Genomic DNA, 21,786 nt, shown 5'->3' with positions numbered 1-21,786 from the left:
CCCTGATGACTCTGCTGCCCCTGTCACACCTGGATCGGCTCGAGGCCGAAAGCATCCACATCCTGCGCGAGGTCGCCGCCGAATTCCGGGCCCCGGTGATGCTGTATTCGGTGGGCAAGGACAGCTCGGTGCTGCTGCATCTGCTGCTCAAGGCGTTCGCGCCGTCGCCGCCACCGATCCCGTTGCTGCATGTGGACACGCGCTGGAAGTTCGGCGAGATGATCGCCTTCCGCGATCAGCGTGCTGCCGAGACCGGCGTGGACCTGCGCGTGCACATCAACCCCGACGGCATCGCCCAGGACGTCGGCCCGATCAGCCACGGCGCGGCAGTGCATACCGACATCATGAAGACCCAGGGCCTGAAGCAGGCGCTGGAGCAGGGCGGCTTCGACGCGGCGATCGGCGGGGCGCGCCGCGACGAGGAGAAATCGCGCGCCAAGGAGCGCGTGTTCTCGTTCCGCAACGCGCGTCATCGCTGGGACCCCAAGAACCAGCGCCCGGAATTGTGGAATCTGTACAACGCGCGCACGAAACCCGGCGAAAGCGTGCGCGTGTTTCCGCTGTCCAACTGGACCGAGCTGGATATCTGGCTCTACATCTACCGCGAACGGATACCGGTGGTGCCGCTGTATTTCGCCGCGCCGCGCCCGGTGGTGGAGCGCGACGGCGCCTGGATCATGGTCGACGACGACCGCCTGCCGCTGCACGACGGCGAGACGCCGCAGCTGCGCTCGGTGCGCTTCCGCACGCTGGGCTGCTATCCGCTCACCGGCGCGATCGAATCGACCGCAGACACGCTGGAAGCGGTGATCGCCGAAATGCTGGTCAGCACCAGCTCCGAACGCCAGGGCCGCATGATCGATCATGCGCCAGGTGCGTCGATGGAGCAGAAGAAGCTTGAGGGGTATTTTTGATGGGCCGGGAATCGGGATTCGGGATTGGAGAATCGCAACAGCAGTTTGCTGCAGACGTTACGACGGAGGAGGACGCCTTTGCGATTCCCGATTCCCCACTCCCGATTCCCGGCGCGATCAGCGCCTACCTGCATCAACACGAAGCCAAGCCGCTGTTGCGCTTCATCACCTGCGGCAGTGTGGACGATGGCAAGAGCACCTTGATCGGGCGCCTGCTGTACGACAGCAAGCGCCTGTTCGACGATCAGCTTGCCGCGCTGGAAAGCGATAGCCGGCGGCATGGCACGCAGGGCGAGGGCATCGACTATGCGTTATTGATGGACGGGCTGGCCGCCGAGCGCGAGCAGGGCATCACCATCGATGTGGCGTACCGCTATTTCGATACCGACCAGCGCAAGTTCATCGTCGCCGACTGCCCCGGGCATGAGCAGTACACGCGCAACATGGCCACCGGCGCATCCACTGCCGATGTCGCGGTGGTGCTGGTGGACGCGCGCAAGGGCTTGCTGGCGCAGACGCGCCGGCACAGTTACATCGTGTCGTTGCTGGGCATCGGCCACGTGGTGCTGGCGGTCAACAAGATGGACCTGGTGGACTACGACGCGCAGGTCTTCGCCGACATCGCCGAGGGCTATCGCGTGCTGGCCGCACAGCTGGGCATCGCCGATGTGCAGTGCATTCCGCTGTCGGCACTGGCTGGCGAAAATCTGTCCAGCCCATCGGCGCGGATGCCGTGGTACCGCGGCCCGCATCTGCTGCAGCATCTCGACACCGTGCACGTGGAGACGCCGGAAGCCGGCAGCGGCTTCCGGTTGCCGGTGCAGTGGGTCAATCGCCCCCATCAGCACTTCCGCGGCTACGCCGGCACCATCGCGGCCGGGCAGGTGCGGGTGGGCGATGCCGTGGTGGTGGTGCCGTCCGGGCGCCGCACGCAGGTGGCATCGGTGCTGGATGCCAACGGCGAGGTGGACAGCGCACGCGCCGGCCAGGCGGTCACGCTGACCTTGCGCGAGGAGATCGATATCAGCCGCGGCGACATCATTGCCGCCGTCGACGACCCGCCGGAAGTGGCCGACCAGTTCGCCGCGCATCTGCTGTGGATGGACGATGCGGCCTTGCTGCCGGGGCGCCCGTACTGGCTGAAGATCGGCACGCGCACGGTTACCGCGAGCATCAGCGAGATCAAGCACAAGGTCGATGTGAACACGCAGGAGCGGCTGGCCGCCAAGAGGCTGGAGCTCAATGAGGTGGGCTACTGCAATCTGGCGCTGGATGAGCCGATTGCGTTCTCGCCGTACGCGCGCAACCGCGTGCTGGGCGGTTTCATCCTGATCGACCGGCAGAGCAATGCGACCGTGGCCGCCGGCACGCTGGAGTTTGCGCTACGTCGTGCCGGCAACGTGCATTGGCAGCATCTGGACGTGGATCGCGCCGCGCGCGCGCGTATCAAGGGCCAGACCCCGCGCGTGCTGTGGTTCACCGGCCTGTCGGGCGCGGGCAAGTCCACCGTCGCCAACCTGGTCGACAAGCGCCTGCATGCGCTGGGCTATCACACCTTCATCCTGGACGGCGACAACGTGCGCCACGGGCTCAACCGCGATCTGGGCTTCACCGACGAAGACCGTGTGGAAAACATTCGCCGCGTGGCCGAGGTGGCGCGGCTGATGGCCGATGCCGGCCTGATCGTGCTGGTGAGCTTCATCTCGCCGTTCCGCGCCGAGCGGCAGCTGGCGCGCGAGCGCTTCGATGCCGGGGAGTTCGTCGAGGTGTTCGTGGACGTGCCGCTGGCGGTCGCCGAGGCGCGCGATGTGAAGGGGCTGTACCGCAAGGCGCGGGCCGGGCAGATTCCCAATTTCACCGGCATCGATTCGCCCTACGAGGCCCCGGAGGCGCCGGAGGTCCATCTTCACGCCGATGGTGAGAACGTAGAGGCGCTGGCGCGTCATGTGCTCGAGTTTCTCGGGCTGGAACGCTGAGCGGGGCTGACAGGACATAGCGGCAGGCGTCAGGTGGGTGTGGGCAACGCGACGCCGTAATGCATGAACGCGTACATGCAGCGGCCGAGCGGTGGCAGCACCCATCCGGCAGCTACGCCGCCGTGTTGGTGGCTGCGCTGGCCAGCGCATCGCGCCGACGACAGCAAGGGTCTTTGGTCATGGTGCAAAGCACGCCCTTTCTGTCAACTCCATGGCGGCTAGGTCGTTAAACTTTCGACGTACCCCGCCAGGATGTTCTGATGCTTGTTCGACCCAGCGCGCGTTTCGGCGCAGCGCTCTTGTTGGCCGTCGCGCTGGCCGGTTGTAGCCGTGAGGCCGCCGCGCCGGCCGCCGCCAAACCCATCCCGGTCTCTGTGCAGGCGGTGACCACCCAACCCTGGAACTCGACCGTGCAGTCGATCGCCACCGTGCGTGCGCGCGAATCGGTGGCGCTGACCGCGGCGGTGAGCGATGTGGTGGAGCAGGTCAATTTCGACAGCGGCGACGAGGTCAAGGCCGGGCAGCTGCTGCTGCGGCTGCGCGGCAATTCGCAGCAGGCGGCACTGACGGCCGCGCAGGCCACCTTCGAGGAAACCGACCAGCTGTACCGGCGCCAGTTGAGCCTGGTTGGCCAGCAGCTGGTGGCCAAATCCACTGTCGATACGCAACGCGCGCTGCGCGATGCGGCGCAGGCGCGCGTGCAGCAGATGCGCGCGGAAATCACCGACCGCGAGGTGCGCGCGCCGTTTTCCGGCGTGCTCGGCATCCGCCAGATCAGCCCGGGCTCGTTGATCACCTCCAGCACGGTGATCGCCACGCTGGACGATGTGGCGCGCATGTACGTGGACTTCCAGGTGCCCGAGTCGCAGTTCGGCCTGGTGCAGCTCGGCAATACCGTCAATGGCACCGCGGCGGCGTATCCGGGCGAGCAGTTCGAAGGCGTGGTGGCGGCGATCGATTCGCGTATCGACGAGACCACCCGCTCGGTGACGGTGCGGGCCGACTTCCCCAACGGCGACCGCCGCCTGCGCCCGGGCATGTTGCTGGATGTGCGCCTGTTCCAGCCGGCGCGGCAGGCGGTGGTGATCCCGGAGATTGCGGTGGTGCAGGTGGGGCGCGAGTCCTACGTGTTCCGGGTCAAGCCCGACAGCAGCGTGGAGCGCGCCGACGTGCGCCTGGGCGAGCGCCGCGACGGCAAGGTGGAAATTCTCGACGGGGTCAAGGCCGGTGAGCGCATCGTGGTCGACGGCACCGGCAAGCTGCGTCCGGGCCTGAAGGTGGTCGATCAGGCCGCGCCAGCGCCGGCAGCGGCGCGCCCGCAGGCAGCACGATGAAGCTCTCCGACCTGTCCATTACCCGCCCGGTGATGGCGGTGGTGATGAGCCTGCTGCTGATCGTGCTGGGGGTGATGTCGTTCACCCGGCTGACCTTGCGCGAGTTGCCGGCGATCGACCCTCCGATCGTGTCGGTGGACGTGGAATACACCGGCGCCTCGGCCGCGGTGGTGGAGAGCCGCATCACCCAGGTGCTGGAAGACGCGCTGGCCGGCATCGAAGGCATCGAGACCATCGAGGCGCGCAGCCGCAACGGCTCTTCCGATATCAGTATCGAATTCGTGCAGTCGCGCGATGTGGAAGCTGCCGCCAACGACGTGCGCGATGCGGTCAGCCGCGTCTCCGACCGCATGCCCGACCAGGCGCGCCCGCCGGAGATTTCCAAGGTCGAGGCCGACGCCGACCCCATCCTGTGGCTCAACATGAGCTCCAGCACGATGGATACGCTGCAGCTGTCCGACTACGCCGAGCGCTATGTGGTGGACCGCTTCTCCAGCCTGGACGGCGTGGCGCAGGTGCGTATCGGCGGGCGCCAGCGCTATGCGATGCGGATCTGGCTGGACCGCGATCAACTGGCCGCGCGCGAACTGACCGTGGCCGACGTGGAAGCGGCGCTGCAGAACGAGAACGTGGAGCTGCCGGCCGGTAGCATCGAATCGGCGCAGCGCGATTTCACCTTGCGCGTGGAGCGCAGTTATCTCAAGCCCGAGGACTTCGCCAAGCTGCCGCTCAGCAAGGGCGAGGGCGGCTATGTGGTGCGTCTGGGCGACGTGGCCAGGGTCGAGCTGACCTCGGCCGAGCGCCGCGCCTACTTCCAGAGCAACGGCGTGCCGAATGTGGGCCTGGGCATCGTGCGCAACTCCACCGCCAACGCGCTGGACGTTGCACGCGAGGCGCGCGCGCAGGCCGAGGAAGTGCAGAAATCGCTGCCGCAGGGCACCAATATCTTCGTCGCCTTCGACACCACGACCTTCATCGATGCGGCGGTGGAGCGCGTGTATCACACGCTGATCGAAGCGGTGGTGCTGGTGCTGGTGGTGATCTGGGTGTTTCTGGGCAGCGCACGCGCGGCGCTGATTCCTGCGGTGACGGTGCCGGTGTGTCTGATCGCCGCGTTCATCGCGCTGTACGCGTTCGATTTTTCGATCAACCTGCTGACCTTGCTCGCGCTGGTGCTGTGTATCGGCCTGGTGGTGGATGACGCCATCGTGGTGGTGGAGAACATCCAGCGCCGCATCGACCTGGGCGAGCCGCCACTGGTGGCGGCCAAGCGCGGTACCGGCCAGGTCGCCTTCGCGGTGATCGCCACCACCGCGGTGCTGGTGGCGGTGTTCCTGCCGGTGGGCTTTCTGGAAGGCAATACCGGGCGCCTGTTCCGCGAGCTGGCGGTGGCATTGGCCGCGGCGGTGGCGATCTCGGCCTTCGTGGCGCTGACGCTGACGCCGATGATGTCGTCCAAGCTGTTGCGCTCGCACGGGCAGGCCAGGCCCAATCGCTTCCATCGCTGGTTCGATGGCCGCATGCAGGCGGTGTCCGCTGCGTACGGGCGCTCGCTGGAGCGGCATGTGCATCGCACCTGGATCTTCGCGCTGCTGATGCTGTTGGCACTGGGCGCCAGCGCGTGGTTGATGGGCCGGATTCCCTCCGAGCTGGCGCCGGCCGAGGACCGCGGCAATTTCCAGATCATGATCGACGGGCCCGAAGGCGCCGGCTTCGATTACACCGTGGGGCAGATGCATCAGGTCGAGGCGATCCTCGGCCCCTACGTGGGCCCGGACAAGCCCATCGTGCGGGCCAACCCGCGCGTGCCCGGCGGCTTCGGCAGCAGCGAGGAAATGCATACAGGCCGGGTCAGCGTGTTCCTGCAGGACTGGGAAAAACGCACGCGCCCGACCACCGAGGTGGCCGACGAACTGCAGCAGAAGCTCAATGTGCTCAGCGGCGTGCGCGCACGCACGCAGGTGAGCGGCGGCCTGGTGCGCAGCCGCGGCCAGCCGTTCCAGTTGGTATTGGGCGGGCCGGATTATGCGGAGATCGCGCAGTGGCGCGATCGCATCCTGCAGCGCATGGAAGCCAATCCCGGCCTGGTCGGCCCGGACTCGGACTACAAGGAAACCCGCCCGCAGATGCGCGTCAACATCGACCGCCTGCGTGCGGCCGATCTGGGCGTGCCGGTCACCGCGATCGGTGGCGCGCTGGAGGCGATGATGGGCTCGCGTCGTGTGACCACGTTCGTGGACAACGGCGAGGAATACGACGTGATGCTGCAGGCCGGCCGCGAAGGCCGCATGGCGCCGGAAGACCTCACCGCCATCCGCGTGCGTTCCACGCGTGGCGAGCTGATTCCGTTGTCCAACCTGGTCACGCTCAGCGAAGTGGCCGAAGCCGGCACCCTGAATCGCTTCAACCGCCTGCGTGCGATCACAATCAGTGCCGGCCTGGCGCCGGGCTACCCGCTCGGCGAGGCGATCGCCTGGGCGCAGCAAACCGCACGCGAGGAATTGCCCGAGTATGCGCAGGTGGACTGGAAGGGTGAATCGCGCGAATACCAGCAGTCCGGCAGCGCGGTGCTGCTGACCTTCGGCATGGCCTTGCTGGTGGTGTACCTGGTGCTGGCCGCGCAGTTCGAAAGCTTCGCCCATCCGCTGGTGATCATGCTCACGGTGCCGTTGGCGGTGCTGGGCGCGCTGGTCGGGTTATGGGTCACCGGCGGCACGCTCAACCTGTTCAGTCAGATCGGCATCGTGATGCTGGTGGGGCTGGCGGCCAAGAACGGCATCCTGATCGTGGAGTTCGCCAATCAGTTGCGCGACGAGGGCCGCAGCGTGCATGAGGCGATCGTGGAATCGGCATCGGTGCGCCTGCGTCCGATCCTGATGACCTCGATCGCCACCGTGGTCGGCGCGATTCCGCTGGTGGTGGCCGGCGGGCCCGGCTCGGCCAGTCGCGCCACGATCGGCGTGGTGGTGATCTTCGGCGTGTCGCTGTCCACCTTGCTGTCGCTGTATGTGGTGCCGGCGTTCTACAGCCTGATTGCGCCATTCACCAAGTCGCCCGAAGCGGTGGCACGCGAGCTGGAAACCCTGGAGGCGCAGACGCCCTCGGTAGGCGGTCACGCCTGAGTGATACCGGCAGCGGTGCGCTGCTGCCGGTGGTCGACGACGCGGGGATGCTGCTGCATCGGCGTCGATCGCTGCGTTTGCATTTGACTGCATCGCAAACAAAACCCAAACATCGGGGCGCAGGCTGTGTCCATCGAACGTGTCGGCGCCAGGCAGCGTCATCGATGCGGTGACGCTGTGCAGCCCGGTGTCTTCTTGCCGGGAGCGTCTTCGCCACCGCCTGCAGCACTGCCGCGTGATCGAGCCGGACGCCGCAATCCAGCCCAGGAGTGCATGCGATGCAGACGCTGCCTTTCGTCAATGACGACCTATCCACGCTGCGGCTTGCGCAGGGGCAGGCTGCGCAGATGCCGTGCCCGCATTGCGGTGCATCGCGCGCTGGCGATGTCGCTGCGCTCTCGGCACGCGCTGCAACACCGGGAACAGGGCAACCGCCCGACGCCACTGCAGTAGCGTCCGTGCAGCCGGCCACGCATCGGCAACGCTCGGTCGAAGCAGCACGCCGCATCGCGCCACTGCAGTGCCCGATCCTGCGCGCAGCCCTGCTCGGCAGCATTGCGCTGGTGCTGCTGGTGGTGGACATGTTCGTGCTGTGGCCGCTGCCGTAACGCGCGCTGGCGGGCGGCTGCGCCGATGTGGCGGCGTGTCTGCGCCCCACTGCGTCGGCCGTGCAATGACTAAGGTCACATGACAGTCATGGCCTGCTGTGGTCGACTTCGGCGGTTACCCTGCCCGGAATCGCCAATGCGTCGTCTTGCCTGCCTGCTTGCTCCCTCCCTCCTTGCGCTGTGCTGCGGCACCGCGCTGGCGCAGTCCTCCGGCGAGCCGGTGCCCAATGGCCGCCTGCCGACCTGGGCGGTGCCCGAGCGCTACAGTCTGTCGTTCAAGATCGATCCGGACCAGAGCGAGTTCAGCGGCCGCACCAGCATCCGCGTGCAGCTCAAGCAGGCTTCCGATCACCTCTGGCTGCACGGCAAGGAACTGAAGGTCAGCAAGGTCACGGTCAAGCCGGTCAAGGGCAAGGCGCTGACCGCACGCTATGTGCAAGCCGATGCGCAGGCCGGTGTGGTGCGCCTGGATTTCGGCCGCACGCTGCAGCCGCAGACGCTCACCGTGGACATCGTCTACAGCGCGCCGCTCAATCAGCAGCTGCAGGGCCTGTATCAGGTGAAGTACCAAGGCCAGGCCTATGCGATGACGCAGATGGAGCCGATCAGCGCGCGCTACGCGTTCCCCGGTTTCGACGAACCCGCATTCAAGACCCCGTTCGACCTCAGCCTGACCGTGCCCACCGACGACCAGGCGCTGGCCAACACCATCGCCACCTCGACCAAGCCGGCCGGCAAGGGCTGGAAGACAGTGACCTTCGCCCCGACCGTGCCGCTGCCGACCTATCTGGTCGCCTATGCCGCCGGCCCCTGGGATGTGGTGGACGTGCCGGCCATGCCGGCCACCCCGCAGCGCCCCAACCCGACCCCGTTGCGCGGCATCGCCGCCAAGGGCCAGGGCCCGCGCATCACCCCGGCGCTGGACCAGACCCCGGCGATCATCGCCGCGCTGGAGGACTATTACGCCTTCGGCTATCCGTTCGACAAGCTCGATCTGGTCGCCGCCCCGGACTTCAGCGCCGGTGCGATGGAAAACCCCGGGTTCGTCACCTTCCGCGACTGGCTGCTGTTGCTGGACAAGGACTCGCCGGCCGAGAACGTGCAGCGCTCCTTCAACACCAATGCGCATGAGCTGGCCCACCAGTGGACCGGCGATGCCGTCACCATGGAATGGTGGGACGACCTGTGGTTGAACGAGGCGTTCGCCACCTGGATGCAGCAGAAGATCACCATGCAGCTGCACCCGGAATACCGCGCCAATCTGGACCGCATCGGCGGCGCGCAGCATGCGATGGACAACGACAGCCTGGTCAGCGCGCGCAAGATCCGCCAGCCGATCACCGGCAACGGCGATATCGAGACCGCCTTCGACGGCATCACCTACCAGAAGGGTGCGGCGGTGCTGGCGATGTTCGAGGCTTTCGTCGGCGAAGACGTGTTCCGCCAAGGCATGCGCGCCTACATCGCCAAGCACAAGTTCGGCAGTGCCACCGCCGACGATCTGGTCGATGCGATCGCCGATGCCGCCGGCAAGGGCGAGGAGTTCAAGGCCGCCTTCCGCAGCTTCCTCAATCAGCCGGGCGTGCCGTATCTGCAGACCCAGCTCGCCCGCGAAGGCGGCAAGACCGTGGTCAAGCTGCAGCAGCAACGCTATCTGCCTCTGGGTTCCACCGGCTCCACCGCGCAGCAATGGGGCGTTCCGGTGTGCGTCAAGTACGGCAAGGGCAAGAACCAGGTCGGCACTGCCTGCCAGATGCTCGCAGACGGCAGCGGCAGCATCGTGCTGGACGGCGCCGGCAAGAACACCTGGGTGTTCCCGAACGCGCGTGGCGCAGGCTACTACCGTTTCAGCCTGCCCAAGAAGCAGCTGGCTGAACTGGGCAAGCAGGTCGGCCAGCTCGACGACAACGAACAGCTGGCCTATGCCGATGCGATCGATGCGGCCTACCGCCACGGCGATACCGACGGCGACGCCGTGCTGGCAGCGCTCAAGCAGTTGGCGCCGTCCGAATCGGCCGATGTGTCCACCGCGCTGCTGAACCGCTTCGTGTGGATCTGGCGTTACCAGGCCACCAGCCAGGCCCAGCGCGACGTACTGCGCAAGGCCGCCGAACAGGCGTATCTGCCGCGTCTGCGTCAGCTGGGTTACACGCGGCGTAGCGGCGAGTCGATCGACGACACCAGCCTGCGCTCGGCGCTGGCCGGGCTGTTCGCGCTGCGCCTGCAGAACGCGGAAGTACGCAAGGCACTGCTGGCGCAGGGCGATGCGGTCCTGGCCGGCGGCAATGGTGCGCTGGACTTCTCCAAAGCCAATCCGGATCTGCTCGGCACCGCACTGGCGGTGACCGCGCAGGAGCGCGGCGCACCGGCGGTGCAGAGCCTGATCGACGCATTGCGCACGCATGCCGACCCGGCGCAGCGCAACGCCATGATCGCCGCCCTGGGCACGCTGCAGGACCCGGCGCTGCTCAAGCAGGTGCGTGATTTCGCGCTGACCGATGCGATCAAGGTGGGCGAGATGAAGAGCCTGCTGATGCGCGGTCACAGTTACGAGGCCTCGCATGCGTCGATGTGGCCGTGGTTCACCGCCAACTTCGACCGTATCGTGCAGCGCAGTGGTTCGTTCGACGGCGGCGGATTGCCGGCGCTGGGTGCGTCCGGCGGTTGCAGCGTGGAAGAAGCCGACCGCCTGGATGCGTTCTTCAAGCCGCGCCTGGCCACGCTCAGCGGCGCCGACCGCGGCATGGCGCAGACCGGCGAGACCATCCGCCTGTGCGCCGCGCTCAAGCAGGCGCAAGCCACCAAGCGCTGAGCCGCGGCCTGCGGCCCGGGTGCGCGGTATCTGCAGTGGCGATACCGCGCACATCGGAGTAGCTGACAAGACGACAGCGTGCACCGCCAGGCGCGCGCCCACTGTCCGCAATCGGCATGTGCCACGCGCACATTGCCGGTCTGGGCGCGCCGTCCGCAACCATTTGGCGCCTGCTCGCCAGGTGTCATCAGTCATTACAGGGCCGAAGCGATGGACGAATCACTGACACTGCACGGAGATGGTTTCGTGCTGCGTCGCTGGCGCCAGGACGACCTGGACGCCTTGCTGCGGCATGCCAACGACTCGCTGGTGCCGCGTGGATTGAGCGAGCGCTTCCCGCATCCGTATACGCGCGCCGATGGCGAGGCCTTTCTGGCCGGACGCGTGGTCGACCTGCAGCATCCGGTGCTGGCTATCGAGATCGACGGCCAGGCCTGCGGCACGATCGCAGTGCGTCCGGGGCAGGGCGAGCGACGCTTTTCGGCCGAGCTGGGCTACTGGATCGGCAGTGCGTATTGGGGCCGTGGCTGGATGACACGCATCGTGGGCGCGTACGTGCCCTGGGCAATGCAGTCCTTGCCGCTCTATCGCGTCCAGGCCACCGTGCTCGACACCAATCCGGCATCGGCCAGGGTGCTGCTGCGCAACGGCTTCGTCGAAGAAGGCTGCAGCCGCTGCGCGATCATGCGGCCGGATGGGCTGCACGATTTGCGCGTGTTCGCGCGGGTGGGGGTGCCGGCCGATCTGGACTGATCCCGGCCATGTGCGCTGGCGAACGCGTGGGCCAGGCGCGTCTGCGCACTGCGGGTTGGCGCAGATCCGTCACCGGCATCGGCACCAATCCCGTGTGTCCTGCATAGCGTCAACGTCAACACGATTCACCCGAGCTGCAGGGCCTCGAAGGCCGCGCTTCGGCTACCTCGTATACGGCTCGTTGCGCCAGTGGCTTACCATCGTCGCCAATGCGTCTGCACCGCCGGCTATGCCGGCCTGCAGGATGACGAACACCGCTGGTGGCGGAAGGGGCGATACGGTCCCCGCAGAGCCAGCAAGCAACACGAACCCTGGATACGACGATGACACAGCATGATGGACGGGGCGGACGACCGCCGCGCGATGGCGGCAGCTCCGGCGCCTCGCACAATCCCTGGGGCCGCGCCGCGCCGCGCACACCGGCAGCGCGCCCGCCGGCACAGCAGGCGCCAACGGCTTACACGCCTGCTGCTGCGCAGTCCGCGGCTTCGTCGTCCGGCGGCAATGCGCGCGAGCTGCGGCTGTACGGCATCAACGCAGTGCAGGCCGTGTTCAAGGCGCGCCCGGAGGCGGTACGCAAGCTGTATCTGAGCGAGGCGCGCATTCCGCAGTTCAAGGCCTTGCTGGCCTGGTGCGTGGCCCAGCGCATCGGTTACCGCGTGGTCGAGGAGGCCGATCTCAGCAAGCTCGCCGCCAGCACCCACCACGAGGGCGTCGTGGCCGATGTGCTGCGCGTCGCCCCGCAGCCGTTGCAGGACTGGCTGGCCGCGTTGCCGCAGGGGCCGGTGCTGGCGCTGTGGCTGGATGGCGTGGGCAACCCGCACAACTTCGGCGCGATCCTGCGCTCGTCCGCGCACTTCGGGGTAGCCGGCCTGCTGCTGCCTGCCGGCTCCACGCTGGGTCTGTCTGGCGCAGCCGCGCGCGTGGCCGAAGGTGGCGCCGAAGCGGTGCCGCTGGTGCAACTGCCCGACACCGCAACGGCGATGGCGCAGCTGCGTCAGGCCGGTTTCGCAGTGGCGGCCACGCTGGTGGAGGGCGGCCAGGACGTGTTCGCCGCCGCGCTGCCGCAACGGCTGGTGTATGTGATGGGCGCGGAGAGCGAGGGCATGGACCGCCAGTTCGCGCGCGATTGCGACCTGCAGTTGTCGATCCGCGGCAGCGGCAAGGTCGAAAGCCTCAACGTGGCCTCGGCCACCGCCGTGTTCCAGGCCGCCTGGCGTGCCCGCGCGTTGGGTGGAGAGTCGTGATGCGCCTGTGTGCCGGTCTGCTTGCCGCCGCTTGTGCGTTGAGTGTCAGCGCGCATGCTGCAGCGGCCTCCACGCCTGCCGCACCGCCGCAGGTGCGCACCGATCACGGCCTGGTGCGCGGGCAGTGGCAGGACGACGGCAGTGCGGTGTTTCGCGCGATTCCGTTTGCCGCGCCGCCGCTAGGCGCGCTGCGTTGGCAGCCGCCGCAACCGGCTGCTGCCTGGTCGGACGTGCGCGATGCCACCCAGGCCGCCACCCCGTGCGTGCAACCGGCGCTGGGCTGGAACAACGCCATGGCCAGGCGCGGTACGGAAGATTGTCTTTACGTCGAAGTGCAGACACCAACGCTGCAGCCGGCCAAGCCGCTGCCGGTGTTCGTCTGGATCCACGGCGGCGCCAATGTGGCCGGCGGCGCCGATGGTCATCTTCCGACCAACCTGGTCGCACAGGACATGCTGGTGGTGACGCTGCAGTACCGGCTCGGTGCGCTCGGCTTCCTGTCGCTGCCGGAATTGCGCGATGGCGACCATCAAGCCGCCGGCAACTATGCCTTGCTCGACCAGATCGCCGCGCTGCAGTGGGTGCGCGACAACATTGCACAGTTCGGTGGCGACCCCGCGCGGGTCACCATCGCCGGGCAGTCGGCCGGTGGCCAGGATGTGGGCTTGCTGATGCTCAGCCCGCTGGCACGCGGCCTGTTTTCCGCGGCGATCGAGCAGAGCGGCACCGCCGGGTTCGGATTGCCGGCGCGTTCGCTGGAAGACAATCGCGCGCTGGGCGTGGAGATCGCCAAGCGTGCAGGTATCGACGAGCCCGCCACGCGTCTGGCGCAGCTGCGCGCGCTGCCGGTGGAGCAGCTGATCAAGGCCGGGCAGGATGTCGACGTGCCGGCACTGGATGACGATGCCTACATCTGGCTGCAGGCGGTCGTCGATGGGCGCGTGCTGCCGCGTGCGCCGGCCGCGTTGCTGGCCGACGGCGCGCAGGCCAAGGTGCCGCTGTTGATCGGCTATGTGGTGCAGGAGCTGGAATACGGCGGCAAACAGGGTGCGCAGGCGCGGCTGCGTCGCGACTATCCGGCGCAGGCCGATGCCGTGCTGCAGGCGCAACGCACGCATGCGGCGCAGCGTGCCGCACGGCAGGGCGATGCAGCGATGCAGCTGTCCACCGATCTGACCTTCCGTTGCCCGGCAGTAACTGTCGCCCAGCATCAGGCCGCGCTTGGCGTGCCGGTGTGGCATTACGTGTTCGATACCGCCGCACCGGGCGGGCAGGTCACGCATAGCGCCGAGTTGCCGTTCCTGTTCAAGGATCTGCCGATCGGCCAGCCGCCGGTGAGTCTGCAGCGCTATTGGGCCGCGTTTGTGCAGCGTGGCAATCCCAACACCAAGGGCTTGCCGGCCTGGCCGGCATTTGCGCCCAAGCATGCGGCATTGCAGTTCGACGCCAGTGGCGTGCGCCCGCTCAAGGATGCACGCCCGGCGGTGTGCGCAGGCGTGGATTTGCCGTAATCGATCGCGCGTACCACCACGGTACGCGCGATTGACTCCACTCAATTCAACTCAGCGTGCGCAGCCCGGCCCGCCGAAGTAGAAGCCGCCGTTCTGCATTTCCGGCGACAGCGTGGTGCGGGTGACCCCTGCGCCCAACGCATACGGATAGGTGTAACCGGCCATCGCCAGCGTGTAGCAGGACGGCTGCTCCACATTCAGGCTCGACAGGCGCTGCGCGGGATGGCTGGCCATCGCCGCATCGCGATAGAAGTGATTGGCCTGGAACGCGGCCTGGCGATAGCCTGCGTTGGCAAATCGGCCGCTGCCCATCGGTGCGCTGGGACGACCATCCCAGGTGGAAATTTCGCCGCCCGCAGAGATGAAGATGTTCGCGCTGCCCTCGGCAATATCGCCCGCGTAAAGCTCGGACTTGTAGTAGCCGATCCATTCGCCATTCAAACCGAACCACCAGTAGCCGTCGGCATTGCGCTGGAATTCGACATGCAGCATTGCCTGCTTGCCGCCTGCGGTGCTGAAGCCACCGGCCGGTGCTGCACCAAGCACGTTGGCAGTGCTGGTCTGCACGAAGTCGGCGCAATCCAGGTTGTGGCAACCGGTGGTGATGTAGCCATCCTGGGTGGAGTAGATAAACAGGATCGGCCGCGTGCCCCAGCCGGCCCCGGGCTGTGTCTGCCAACCGGCTTCCAGCGTCTGGATCACGCCCTGGCGGGTGTAACCGCCCAGCCAGATCTGGCTGATTGATTGCGCATCGTTGGCGGTGACGGTCGGCACCCAGGTGTTGAGATCGGCGCCGGCACCGGTCACCGGCGAGCCGGCGGTGTCCAGGTAGATGGTGGAGTAGTAATGCACCACCGATGCCGCCTCCTGCGCCGCATCTGCCTGCCTGGGCGCAATCACGCTAGGGGTGCTGCCACGCAGAAAGCTGCGCAGATCCGCATGCCTACTGATCTCGGCCAGGCCGATGCGTTCAAGTGGCACGCTGCCGGTGTCGCACCGTTGCACCGCATCGATTGGCGTGTCGGTGCCGATGTTGCCCGGGGTGGCGGGCGGCGCCGCCGGCGCGCTGCCATCGCGCAGTGCCGGCTGCTGCTCACGCGGAATGCAGTCGAACACCTTGCCGTCCTGGTGCACGCTGCGCAGCACCGTCAGGCCGTTGTAACGGTTGAACACATAGCGCTGCATTTCGGCGAACGCGCTGGGGCTGCTGACCTTGGCCGTGGCACCACGCGTGGCGTAACCGAGCTGCGCCTGCGCATCCAGGAACTCCTTGAAGTCGCGCGTGACCTGCGGAAATGCACGCGCTGCCTGCAGCGACGTACGCAGCGTATCGCGCCGCACGGCTGCGATACTTGCGGTGGCAGGTGTTCGCAGCAGCGGTGGCATCAGTGTGTCGATGCTGCGGTCGCTGCTGGCCGAGATCGATGGCGGTAGCAGCGTGGCGGCGCCAACGGCGGGAGCCAGTGCACAAACGCAGAGCGCAGCAACGGCGCGGCCGATCGACATCGGCCGATGAGAACGGAAGATCATGTGTTTTCCCCTGGCGCCGGAACGGAACTGCCTGCACGCGGCGCACCATGCAGGACAGCGCCTTCAGTCTGCAGTGGCATCCGGGCTTGGCTAGCCGGCGCATGCCTGCGTTGAAGGCGTGCGCATCCTAACTGCCTAAAAAACAAATGGATCGGCAGACACGCATTGCGTGATATCAGGCACACCGCAAGCGCAATGCGCTAAGCGGATGCCGTGCCGATGGTCATGCACACCCTTGCGTACGGCGCGTTGCCGATGCGCAAAGGTGTGCACGGTCACCCCACCATAAGCATGGCTGTTCTTACTTTTTTTGCAGTCGCACGGCGGCGCCACCGTTTGCAGCCAATGGCAGCTGCAGGCTGTCGTTGGAGGTGAGTTTGCGCGTGTCGATATGCACCTCCGTCGGGACCGCGCCGTCGGCGTAGATGGTGGCGGTCCAGCTGCCCTTGCCCAGGAATGCCAGCGGCAAGGTCAGCGTGCGTGCCTGCTCGTTGGTCATCGCACCTACGTACCAGTCCTTGCCGCTACGCCGCGCCAGCGCGATGTGCTCGCCGATCGCGCCATCGAGTGCGCGTGTCTCATCCCAGCTCGCCGGCACATCGCGCAGGAACTGCGCTGCCGGCACGTTTTCGTATTGTTCCGGGCTGTCGGCGACCACCGCGAACGGGCTTTCGTAGACCACATACATCGCCAGTTGCTGCGCACGCGTGGTCATCACCTGCGGCGCGATGTGCTGCATCTTGAACTCGGCCGGGCGCACATTGCGGAAGCCACCCGGTGTGTAATCCATCGGCCCGAGCAACATGCGCGTAAACGGCAGCGTGAGGTTGTGGGTGGCGGTGATGCGCGTGGTCCACTTGTTGTACTCGGCGCCGAGCACGCCTTCCTGCGTGAGGTAGTTGGGATAGGTGCGGGTCAGGCCGGTCGGGTGATAGGCGCCATGCAGATCCACCAGCAGTTTGTGCTCGGCGGCCTTGGCGAGCAGGCGGTGATAGAAATCCACCATCTGCTGGTCGTCGCGGTCCATGAAGTCGACCTTGATGCCCTTGATGCCGAGTTGCTGATACCAGGCGAGTGCTTCGTCCATGTGCGCATCCAGCGCGCGCCAATGCGCCCATAGCCACAGCCCGACATCGCGCTGCCGTGCGTAGGCCACCAGACCCGGCAGGTCGAGCTGCTCCACCGGGCGGCGGATATCGGCATCGACGTTGTACTGGCCATCGCCGGTGCTGCCGAAATACCAGCCATCGTCGATCAGCATGTATTGCAGTTTCAATTGCTGCGCGTGATCGATATAGCGCTGAATCGTGGCGGTATTCATGCCCGGCTGTGCCACGCCGCTGGCCAGTGAGCCGGACCACCAATCCCATGCCGATTTGCCCGCGCGCACCCAGCTCGCATCGAAGGCCGGCGGCGGGTTGAGTGCGGAAATCAGATTGGATTCGATCAGGCTGGCCGGGCTGTCACCCAGCATGATCACCCGCCACGGCGTGGCGAAATCGCGGCCGTTGGCATCAAAGCTGACGGCCAGCTTGGGGTCGTCCAGGCGTGGCGATAATTTCGCCGACACGCCCAGGCTGCCATCCTCGCGGCCGCTGAGATACAGGCCGGCATAATCGCGCAGGTTCGCCTCGGCAATCGCCAGCGTGGTGCCGCTGGCATCGATCTGGCACACCAGCGGCAACTCGAGCAGATTGTGCGGGCGCAGCCTGGATGCGGCGATCGCATCGTATTCGCCCTCATGGCTGGTGCCGAAGCGGCCCAGGTTCAAGCTCCAGCATGGGTAATCGCTGGGGAATGCAAAGCCGGTGAGCTCATTGCGAATCCGCACCTCACCGGCGTCGGGCAACACATAACGCAGCGCAACACCGTCGTCGTAGGCGCGCAATTCCACCGTCAGGCGTCGCTGTTTGGGGTCTGACAACTGCACGCGCAATTGACGGTAGTGATCGCGTGCCTGACGCGTCTTGCCTACGGGCAGGGCGAAGCGGCTGTCATGTGTTTCGGTGGTGCTGCCCTGCAACGTCATCGCCTTGCCGAGCGTGTCGGCGCGGCCCAGATCCAGTCCGAGCGGGGCGTCGTCGAGCACGACTTTGTTGCGATACAGCACGCGATAGGTCGGCACGCCGCCCTCGCGCAGCGTGAATTCCACCTGCGTACGTGCGTCGGGCGACTGCACCTGCAAACGCTGCGCAGCTGCAGGCAGCGCGATCGAATACAGCAGCGCGCACGCCGCCGGTAATGCGGACTGGATCAGGTTTCGCATGGGTCCCTCCTCCTGGGAGCGCCAACCCTAACGCAGAACGGTTGTCGTCGATATCCACCTGGGGTAACGTTACCTCGCACCATGGCCGCTGAAACAGGGGCGGCAGCCACGGGCGGCATCACGACAGATGCAATGGCAAGGCGACGACGCGTCGCCTTGGCGGTTGCGTCGATGTGGTGTGCACCGTTGCTTGGCAGTAGAGCTTGGGAGAGGCCTCTAATGCTGATGGTTCGCAAGGCGTTCCGCCGTGGAGCGCTGTGGTTGTTGTGTGCTTGTATCGCCTGGACTGCAGTGGAGGCTGCACCCGCCGATGCCGATCCGCCCGGTCCCTACGACGTGCGCGTGCTCGCGGGCGGTCTCGGGCTGAGCAAGAAGCTCGCCGCCGGAACGCCGTTGCTGGCCGCCGATGCGGATTGGAGCGTGTCCGCCTGGGTGCGGCCCTCCAGCGGGACCACCGGCCCGGCATTGATTGCCGGGCTCGGTGATCCGCAGGCGGCTGGCCGTTTCTTCGTCATCGACAACGGCATGCTGGGCTTTGCCCAAGGCGCCGAGCATGTGCTGCGCAGCAAGCAGCCGCTGCGCGCCGGTGTCTGGACGCAGGTCGCCGCGATTGCGCAGGGCACGCGCCTGAGCCTGTATGCCAATGGCCGCCAGGTGGCCAGCGGCAACGTGCAGCAAACTGCGGTCGCGCCCACGCTGGTGTTCGGCCCGCGCCAGCAACCGGCGGCGTATACGCAGCACTTCGGCGGCCAGATCGCAGGCTTCACCGCACAGGCCGGTGCGCTGGATGCGGCAGCCATCCCACGGCTTGCCGGACAGGCGCCGGATCCCGCGCTGCAGCGCTTCGAAGACGCATCGCCTGGCTGGCGCGTGCAGGTCAAGCAGATGGCAGGGCAACTCGCGCCGCAAGCGGCGGCGACCCTGCCGCGCAGCGCGGCGCCCTTCCCGGCGCCGGTCGCCAGGCCGGTGTCGGAAGCGCCTGCGCTGCAGCCGCTGGATGCCGCCGCATGGCGGCTCGGTGCATGGCAACTCGCTGCGGCACCAGAGCTCGGTCAGGCCAGCGGTGCGACGCTGTCGCGCAGCGATTACGCCGCCGGCAAGACCCGCTGGCGCGCCGCGACCGTGCCGGGCACGGTGCTGACCACGCTGGTCGATCGTGGCGTGTATCCGGATCCGGATATCGGCCTCAACAACATGGCGATTCCCGAATCGCTGAGCCGGCAGGACTGGTGGTACCGCAGCAGTTTCGATATGCCTGCAGCACTGCAAGGCAAGCGATTGGAGCTGTTGTTCAACGGCATCAATTACGCCGGCGAGATCTGGGTCAATGGCACCCAGGTCGGCCGTACCCGCGGCGCATTCGCACGCGGCCGCTTCGATGTCAGCAAGCAGCTCAAGCCGGGCAGGAACGTCGTTGCGGTGCGGGTGTCGCCACCACCGCACCCCGGCATCGCGCACGAACAGTCGATGACGGCCGGTGTCGGCGAAAATGGCGGCATGCAGGCGCTGGATGGGCCGACCTTCATCGCCAGCGAAGGCTGGGACTGGATTCCGGCGGTGCGCGATCGCAATGCCGGCCTGTGGCAGGACGTGCAGCTGCATGCCACAGGTCCGCTGGCGCTGGGCGACACCCAGGTGGTCACTGCACGGCTGGCACCCGACCACCGCCGCGCAGAACTCGAAATCAACGTGCCATTGCGCAACGACACTGCCGCAGCAGTGCAGGGCACGTTGCAGTTGGCCTTCGGCGATGTGCGCATCCGGCGCGAGGTCAACGTACCGGCCGGTGGCAGCACGCTCAAGCTCACCGCTGCCGATACGCCGCAGTTGGTCGTCGCCAATCCGCGCCTGTGGTGGCCCAACGGCTATGGCGAGCCTGCGCTGTACACCTTGCAGGCCGGCGTCGAAGTGGCCGGCACGCCGTCGGATGCGCAGCAGCTGCGCTTCGGCATTCGTCAGGTGACCTACGAACTGTCGTTGTTCGACGACGATGGCGCGCTGCGCCGCGTCTTGGTCGATCTCAATCAGGCCCGGCAGCGCGGCGAGCGCATCGTCGACGTGCGGCATGCAGCGATCCGTCCGGTACCCGGCGGCAATGCGCAGTCCCTGTATCCCGGCGCCTTGTCCTCGCCGGCGGTGCAGCAGCTCGACGACAACAGCCTGGCCCCGCATCTGGCACTACGCATCAATGGTGTGCGCATTGCGGTCAAGGGCGGCAACTGGGGCATGGACGACTGGCGCAAGCGGGTCTCGCGCGAGCGGCTGGAGCCATACTTTCGCCTGCAGCGCGATGCGCATTTCAATGTGGTGCGCAACTGGGTGGGGCAGAACACCGAAGCCAGCTTCTTCGAGCTGGCCGACGAATACGGCATGCTGGTGCTCAACGACTTCTGGCAGTCCACCCAGAACTACAACATGGAGCCGGCCGACTCAGCGCTGTTCCTGGACAACGCCGCCGAGGTGATCAAGCGCTTCCGCAATCATCCTTCCATCGTGCTGTGGTTCGGACGCAACGAAGGCGTGCCGGCGCCGATCCTCAACGAAGGCCTGGACCAGCTGGTGGCCGAACTCGATGGCACGCGCTGGTATACCGGCAGTTCCAACGAGATCAATCTGCAGGGCAGCGGCCCGTACAACTACCGCGAGCCGGTGGCGTACTTCAACAAGCTGGCGCAGGGCTTTTCGGTGGAAGTGGGCACGCCCTCGTTCTCCACCCTGGAGTCGTTCAAGGCATCGGTACCTGCGGTGCAGGACCAGTGGCCGATCGGCGATGCCTGGGCGTATCACGACTGGCACCAGTCCGGTAACGGCGACACCGCCAGCTTCATGCGCTCGCTGACCGACAAGCTCGGCGCGCCGACCAGCCTGGCCGACTTCGAACGCAAGGCGCAGCTGCTCAACTACGACACCCACCGCGCCATCTTCGAAGGCTTCAACGCGCAGCTGTGGAGCAAGAACAGCGGGCGGCTGCTATGGATGAGCCATCCGGCCTGGCCCAGCAACATGTGGCAGATCTACAGCCACGACTACGACACCCACGCGGCCTACTACGGTGTGCGCAATGCGGCAGAGATGCTGCATGTGCAGATGAACCTGCCTGGCCACGAGGTGGTGGTGGTCAACAATGCGGCCGAGCCGGTGAGCGGCCTGCGCGTACGCGCAGAAGTCTATGCCGCCGACGGAAAGTTGCTGCAGCAGCGCGAGCAAGCGCTGGAGGCCGCGGCGGTTGCGGTGTCGGCACCGGTGCTGCAACTGGCACCGTTGCTCAAGGACACCAATGGACTGGGCTTTGTACGGCTGCAATTGCTCGATCGCGATGCGGTCGTGCGTTCGCGCAATTTCTACTGGGTGGCGCGCGATGCGGCGGCCATGCGCGGCCTGGATGCGCTGGCGGCAGTGCCGGTGCAGCTCAGCACGCAGCTGCAGGAAGGTGCCGAACCGGTGCTGCGCGCCAGCGTGCGCAATGCCTCGCAGCAGGTTGCGCTCAACACCAAGCTGACCCTGGTGGATGCGCAAGGCCAACGCATCCTGCCGGCGTACTACAGCGACAACTACCTCAGCCTGGTGCCGGGCGAGCAGCGTGAGGTCGAGATCCGCGGCCCGTCCGCGGCGAGCTTGCGCAATGCCACGCTGCAGGTGCGCGGCTGGAATGTCGAACCATCAACAGGCGTTGCCAACGGGCCTCCGTAGCGGCGCCAGCGCGTTGCCGCGCC

At 66.8% G+C, this 21,786-nt stretch carries 12 protein-coding genes and 1 other RNA gene; 11 read left to right on the top strand and 2 right to left on the bottom strand.

The features are described 5' to 3' along the window. Positions 1–5 precede the first annotated feature (5 nt). The 10 genes from cysD to ABQY74_RS15495 all read left to right on the top strand — a co-directional run bounded on the left by cysD (position 6) and on the right by ABQY74_RS15495 (position 14,277). Positions 6–914, top strand: coding sequence for a sulfate adenylyltransferase subunit CysD (gene cysD / locus ABQY74_RS15540; RefSeq protein WP_039519321.1), 909 nt, complete (start codon positions 6–8; stop codon positions 912–914). Beyond that, complete coding sequence (gene cysN, locus ABQY74_RS15535) at positions 914–2,890, top strand: sulfate adenylyltransferase subunit CysN (RefSeq protein ID WP_349792148.1); 1,977 nt, start codon at positions 914–916, stop codon at positions 2,888–2,890. The genes cysD and cysN overlap by 1 nt, the downstream gene beginning before the upstream one ends. Before the next feature lie 260 nt (positions 2,891–3,150). Further along, entirely contained in the window at positions 3,151–4,224 is a 1,074-nt protein-coding gene (locus tag ABQY74_RS15530) for an efflux RND transporter periplasmic adaptor subunit (protein ID WP_065032745.1), read from the top strand. Next, positions 4,221–7,346, top strand: coding sequence for an efflux RND transporter permease subunit (locus ABQY74_RS15525; RefSeq protein ID WP_047129214.1), 3,126 nt, complete (start codon positions 4,221–4,223; stop codon positions 7,344–7,346). The genes ABQY74_RS15530 and ABQY74_RS15525 overlap by 4 nt, the downstream gene beginning before the upstream one ends. A 278-nt stretch (positions 7,347–7,624) precedes the next feature. After that, entirely contained in the window at positions 7,625–7,954 is a 330-nt protein-coding gene (locus ABQY74_RS15520) for a hypothetical protein (protein ID WP_184229895.1), read from the top strand. Positions 7,955–8,090: 136 nt separating this feature from the next. Next, positions 8,091–10,766 (top strand): M1 family metallopeptidase, encoded by a 2,676-nt coding sequence (locus ABQY74_RS15515; protein WP_349792145.1) that lies wholly within the window; start codon positions 8,091–8,093, stop codon positions 10,764–10,766. Between the two features lie 116 nt (positions 10,767–10,882). Next, positions 10,883–10,956: non-coding RNA, sX9 sRNA (locus tag ABQY74_RS15510), on the top strand. Positions 10,957–10,976: 20 nt separating this feature from the next. Further along, entirely contained in the window at positions 10,977–11,519 is a 543-nt protein-coding gene (locus tag ABQY74_RS15505) for a GNAT family protein (RefSeq protein ID WP_349792143.1), read from the top strand. Positions 11,520–11,842: 323 nt separating this feature from the next. Continuing rightward, positions 11,843–12,766 (top strand): TrmH family RNA methyltransferase, encoded by a 924-nt coding sequence (locus ABQY74_RS15500; protein WP_104589659.1) that lies wholly within the window; start codon positions 11,843–11,845, stop codon positions 12,764–12,766. Then, positions 12,763–14,277 carry a carboxylesterase family protein gene (locus ABQY74_RS15495; RefSeq protein ID WP_349792141.1) on the top strand — a complete coding sequence of 505 codons (1,515 nt, stop codon included), beginning with the start codon at positions 12,763–12,765 and terminating at the stop codon, positions 14,275–14,277. Before ABQY74_RS15500 ends, ABQY74_RS15495 begins: the two co-directional genes overlap by 4 nt. A 51-nt stretch (positions 14,278–14,328) precedes the next feature. On the opposite strand, the gene ABQY74_RS15490 is transcribed toward ABQY74_RS15495, so the two are convergent. Both ABQY74_RS15490 and ABQY74_RS15485 read right to left on the bottom strand, forming a co-directional pair. Continuing rightward, positions 14,329–15,807 carry a neprosin family prolyl endopeptidase gene (locus ABQY74_RS15490; RefSeq protein ID WP_349792139.1) on the bottom strand — a complete coding sequence of 493 codons (1,479 nt, stop codon included), beginning with the start codon at positions 15,805–15,807 and terminating at the stop codon, positions 14,329–14,331. 301 nt (positions 15,808–16,108) lie between these two features. Then, positions 16,109–18,073 (bottom strand): glycoside hydrolase family 97 protein, encoded by a 1,965-nt coding sequence (locus ABQY74_RS15485; RefSeq protein ID WP_349792137.1) that lies wholly within the window; start codon positions 18,071–18,073, stop codon positions 16,109–16,111. A 219-nt stretch (positions 18,074–18,292) separates the two neighbouring features. Between ABQY74_RS15485 and ABQY74_RS15480 the strand changes: the two genes are divergently transcribed. Beyond that, positions 18,293–21,763 carry a LamG-like jellyroll fold domain-containing protein gene (locus tag ABQY74_RS15480; protein WP_349792135.1) on the top strand — a complete coding sequence of 1,157 codons (3,471 nt, stop codon included), beginning with the start codon at positions 18,293–18,295 and terminating at the stop codon, positions 21,761–21,763. Positions 21,764–21,786: the final 23 nt, after the last annotated feature.

This window comes from Xanthomonas sp. WHRI 7064, assembly GCF_040202355.2.
Lineage (GTDB): Bacteria > Pseudomonadota > Gammaproteobacteria > Xanthomonadales > Xanthomonadaceae > Xanthomonas > Xanthomonas arboricola.
The sequence above is the reverse complement of the archived record's forward strand: the minus strand, read 5'-3'. Positions and strand labels throughout refer to the sequence as shown.

Bases quoted from the DNA above. Each gene is read 5' to 3' on its own strand.
- ABQY74_RS15505 (WP_349792143.1), top strand. From the start codon at position 10,977: ATGGACGAATCACTGACACTGCACGGAGATGGTTTCGTGCTGCGTCGC.
- ABQY74_RS15525 (WP_047129214.1), top strand. From the start codon at position 4,221: ATGAAGCTCTCCGACCTGTCCATTACCCGCCCGGTGATGGCGGTGGTG.
- ABQY74_RS15515 (WP_349792145.1), top strand. From the start codon at position 8,091: ATGCGTCGTCTTGCCTGCCTGCTTGCTCCCTCCCTCCTTGCGCTGTGC.
- ABQY74_RS15485 (WP_349792137.1), bottom strand. From the start codon at position 18,073: ATGCGAAACCTGATCCAGTCCGCATTACCGGCGGCGTGCGCGCTGCTG.
- ABQY74_RS15530 (WP_065032745.1), top strand. From the start codon at position 3,151: ATGCTTGTTCGACCCAGCGCGCGTTTCGGCGCAGCGCTCTTGTTGGCC.
- ABQY74_RS15490 (WP_349792139.1), bottom strand. From the start codon at position 15,807: ATGATCTTCCGTTCTCATCGGCCGATGTCGATCGGCCGCGCCGTTGCT.
- ABQY74_RS15500 (WP_104589659.1), top strand. From the start codon at position 11,843: ATGACACAGCATGATGGACGGGGCGGACGACCGCCGCGCGATGGCGGC.
- ABQY74_RS15520 (WP_184229895.1), top strand. From the start codon at position 7,625: ATGCAGACGCTGCCTTTCGTCAATGACGACCTATCCACGCTGCGGCTT.
- cysN (WP_349792148.1), top strand. From the start codon at position 914: ATGGGCCGGGAATCGGGATTCGGGATTGGAGAATCGCAACAGCAGTTT.
- cysD (WP_039519321.1), top strand. From the start codon at position 6: ATGACTCTGCTGCCCCTGTCACACCTGGATCGGCTCGAGGCCGAAAGC.
- ABQY74_RS15480 (WP_349792135.1), top strand. From the start codon at position 18,293: ATGCTGATGGTTCGCAAGGCGTTCCGCCGTGGAGCGCTGTGGTTGTTG.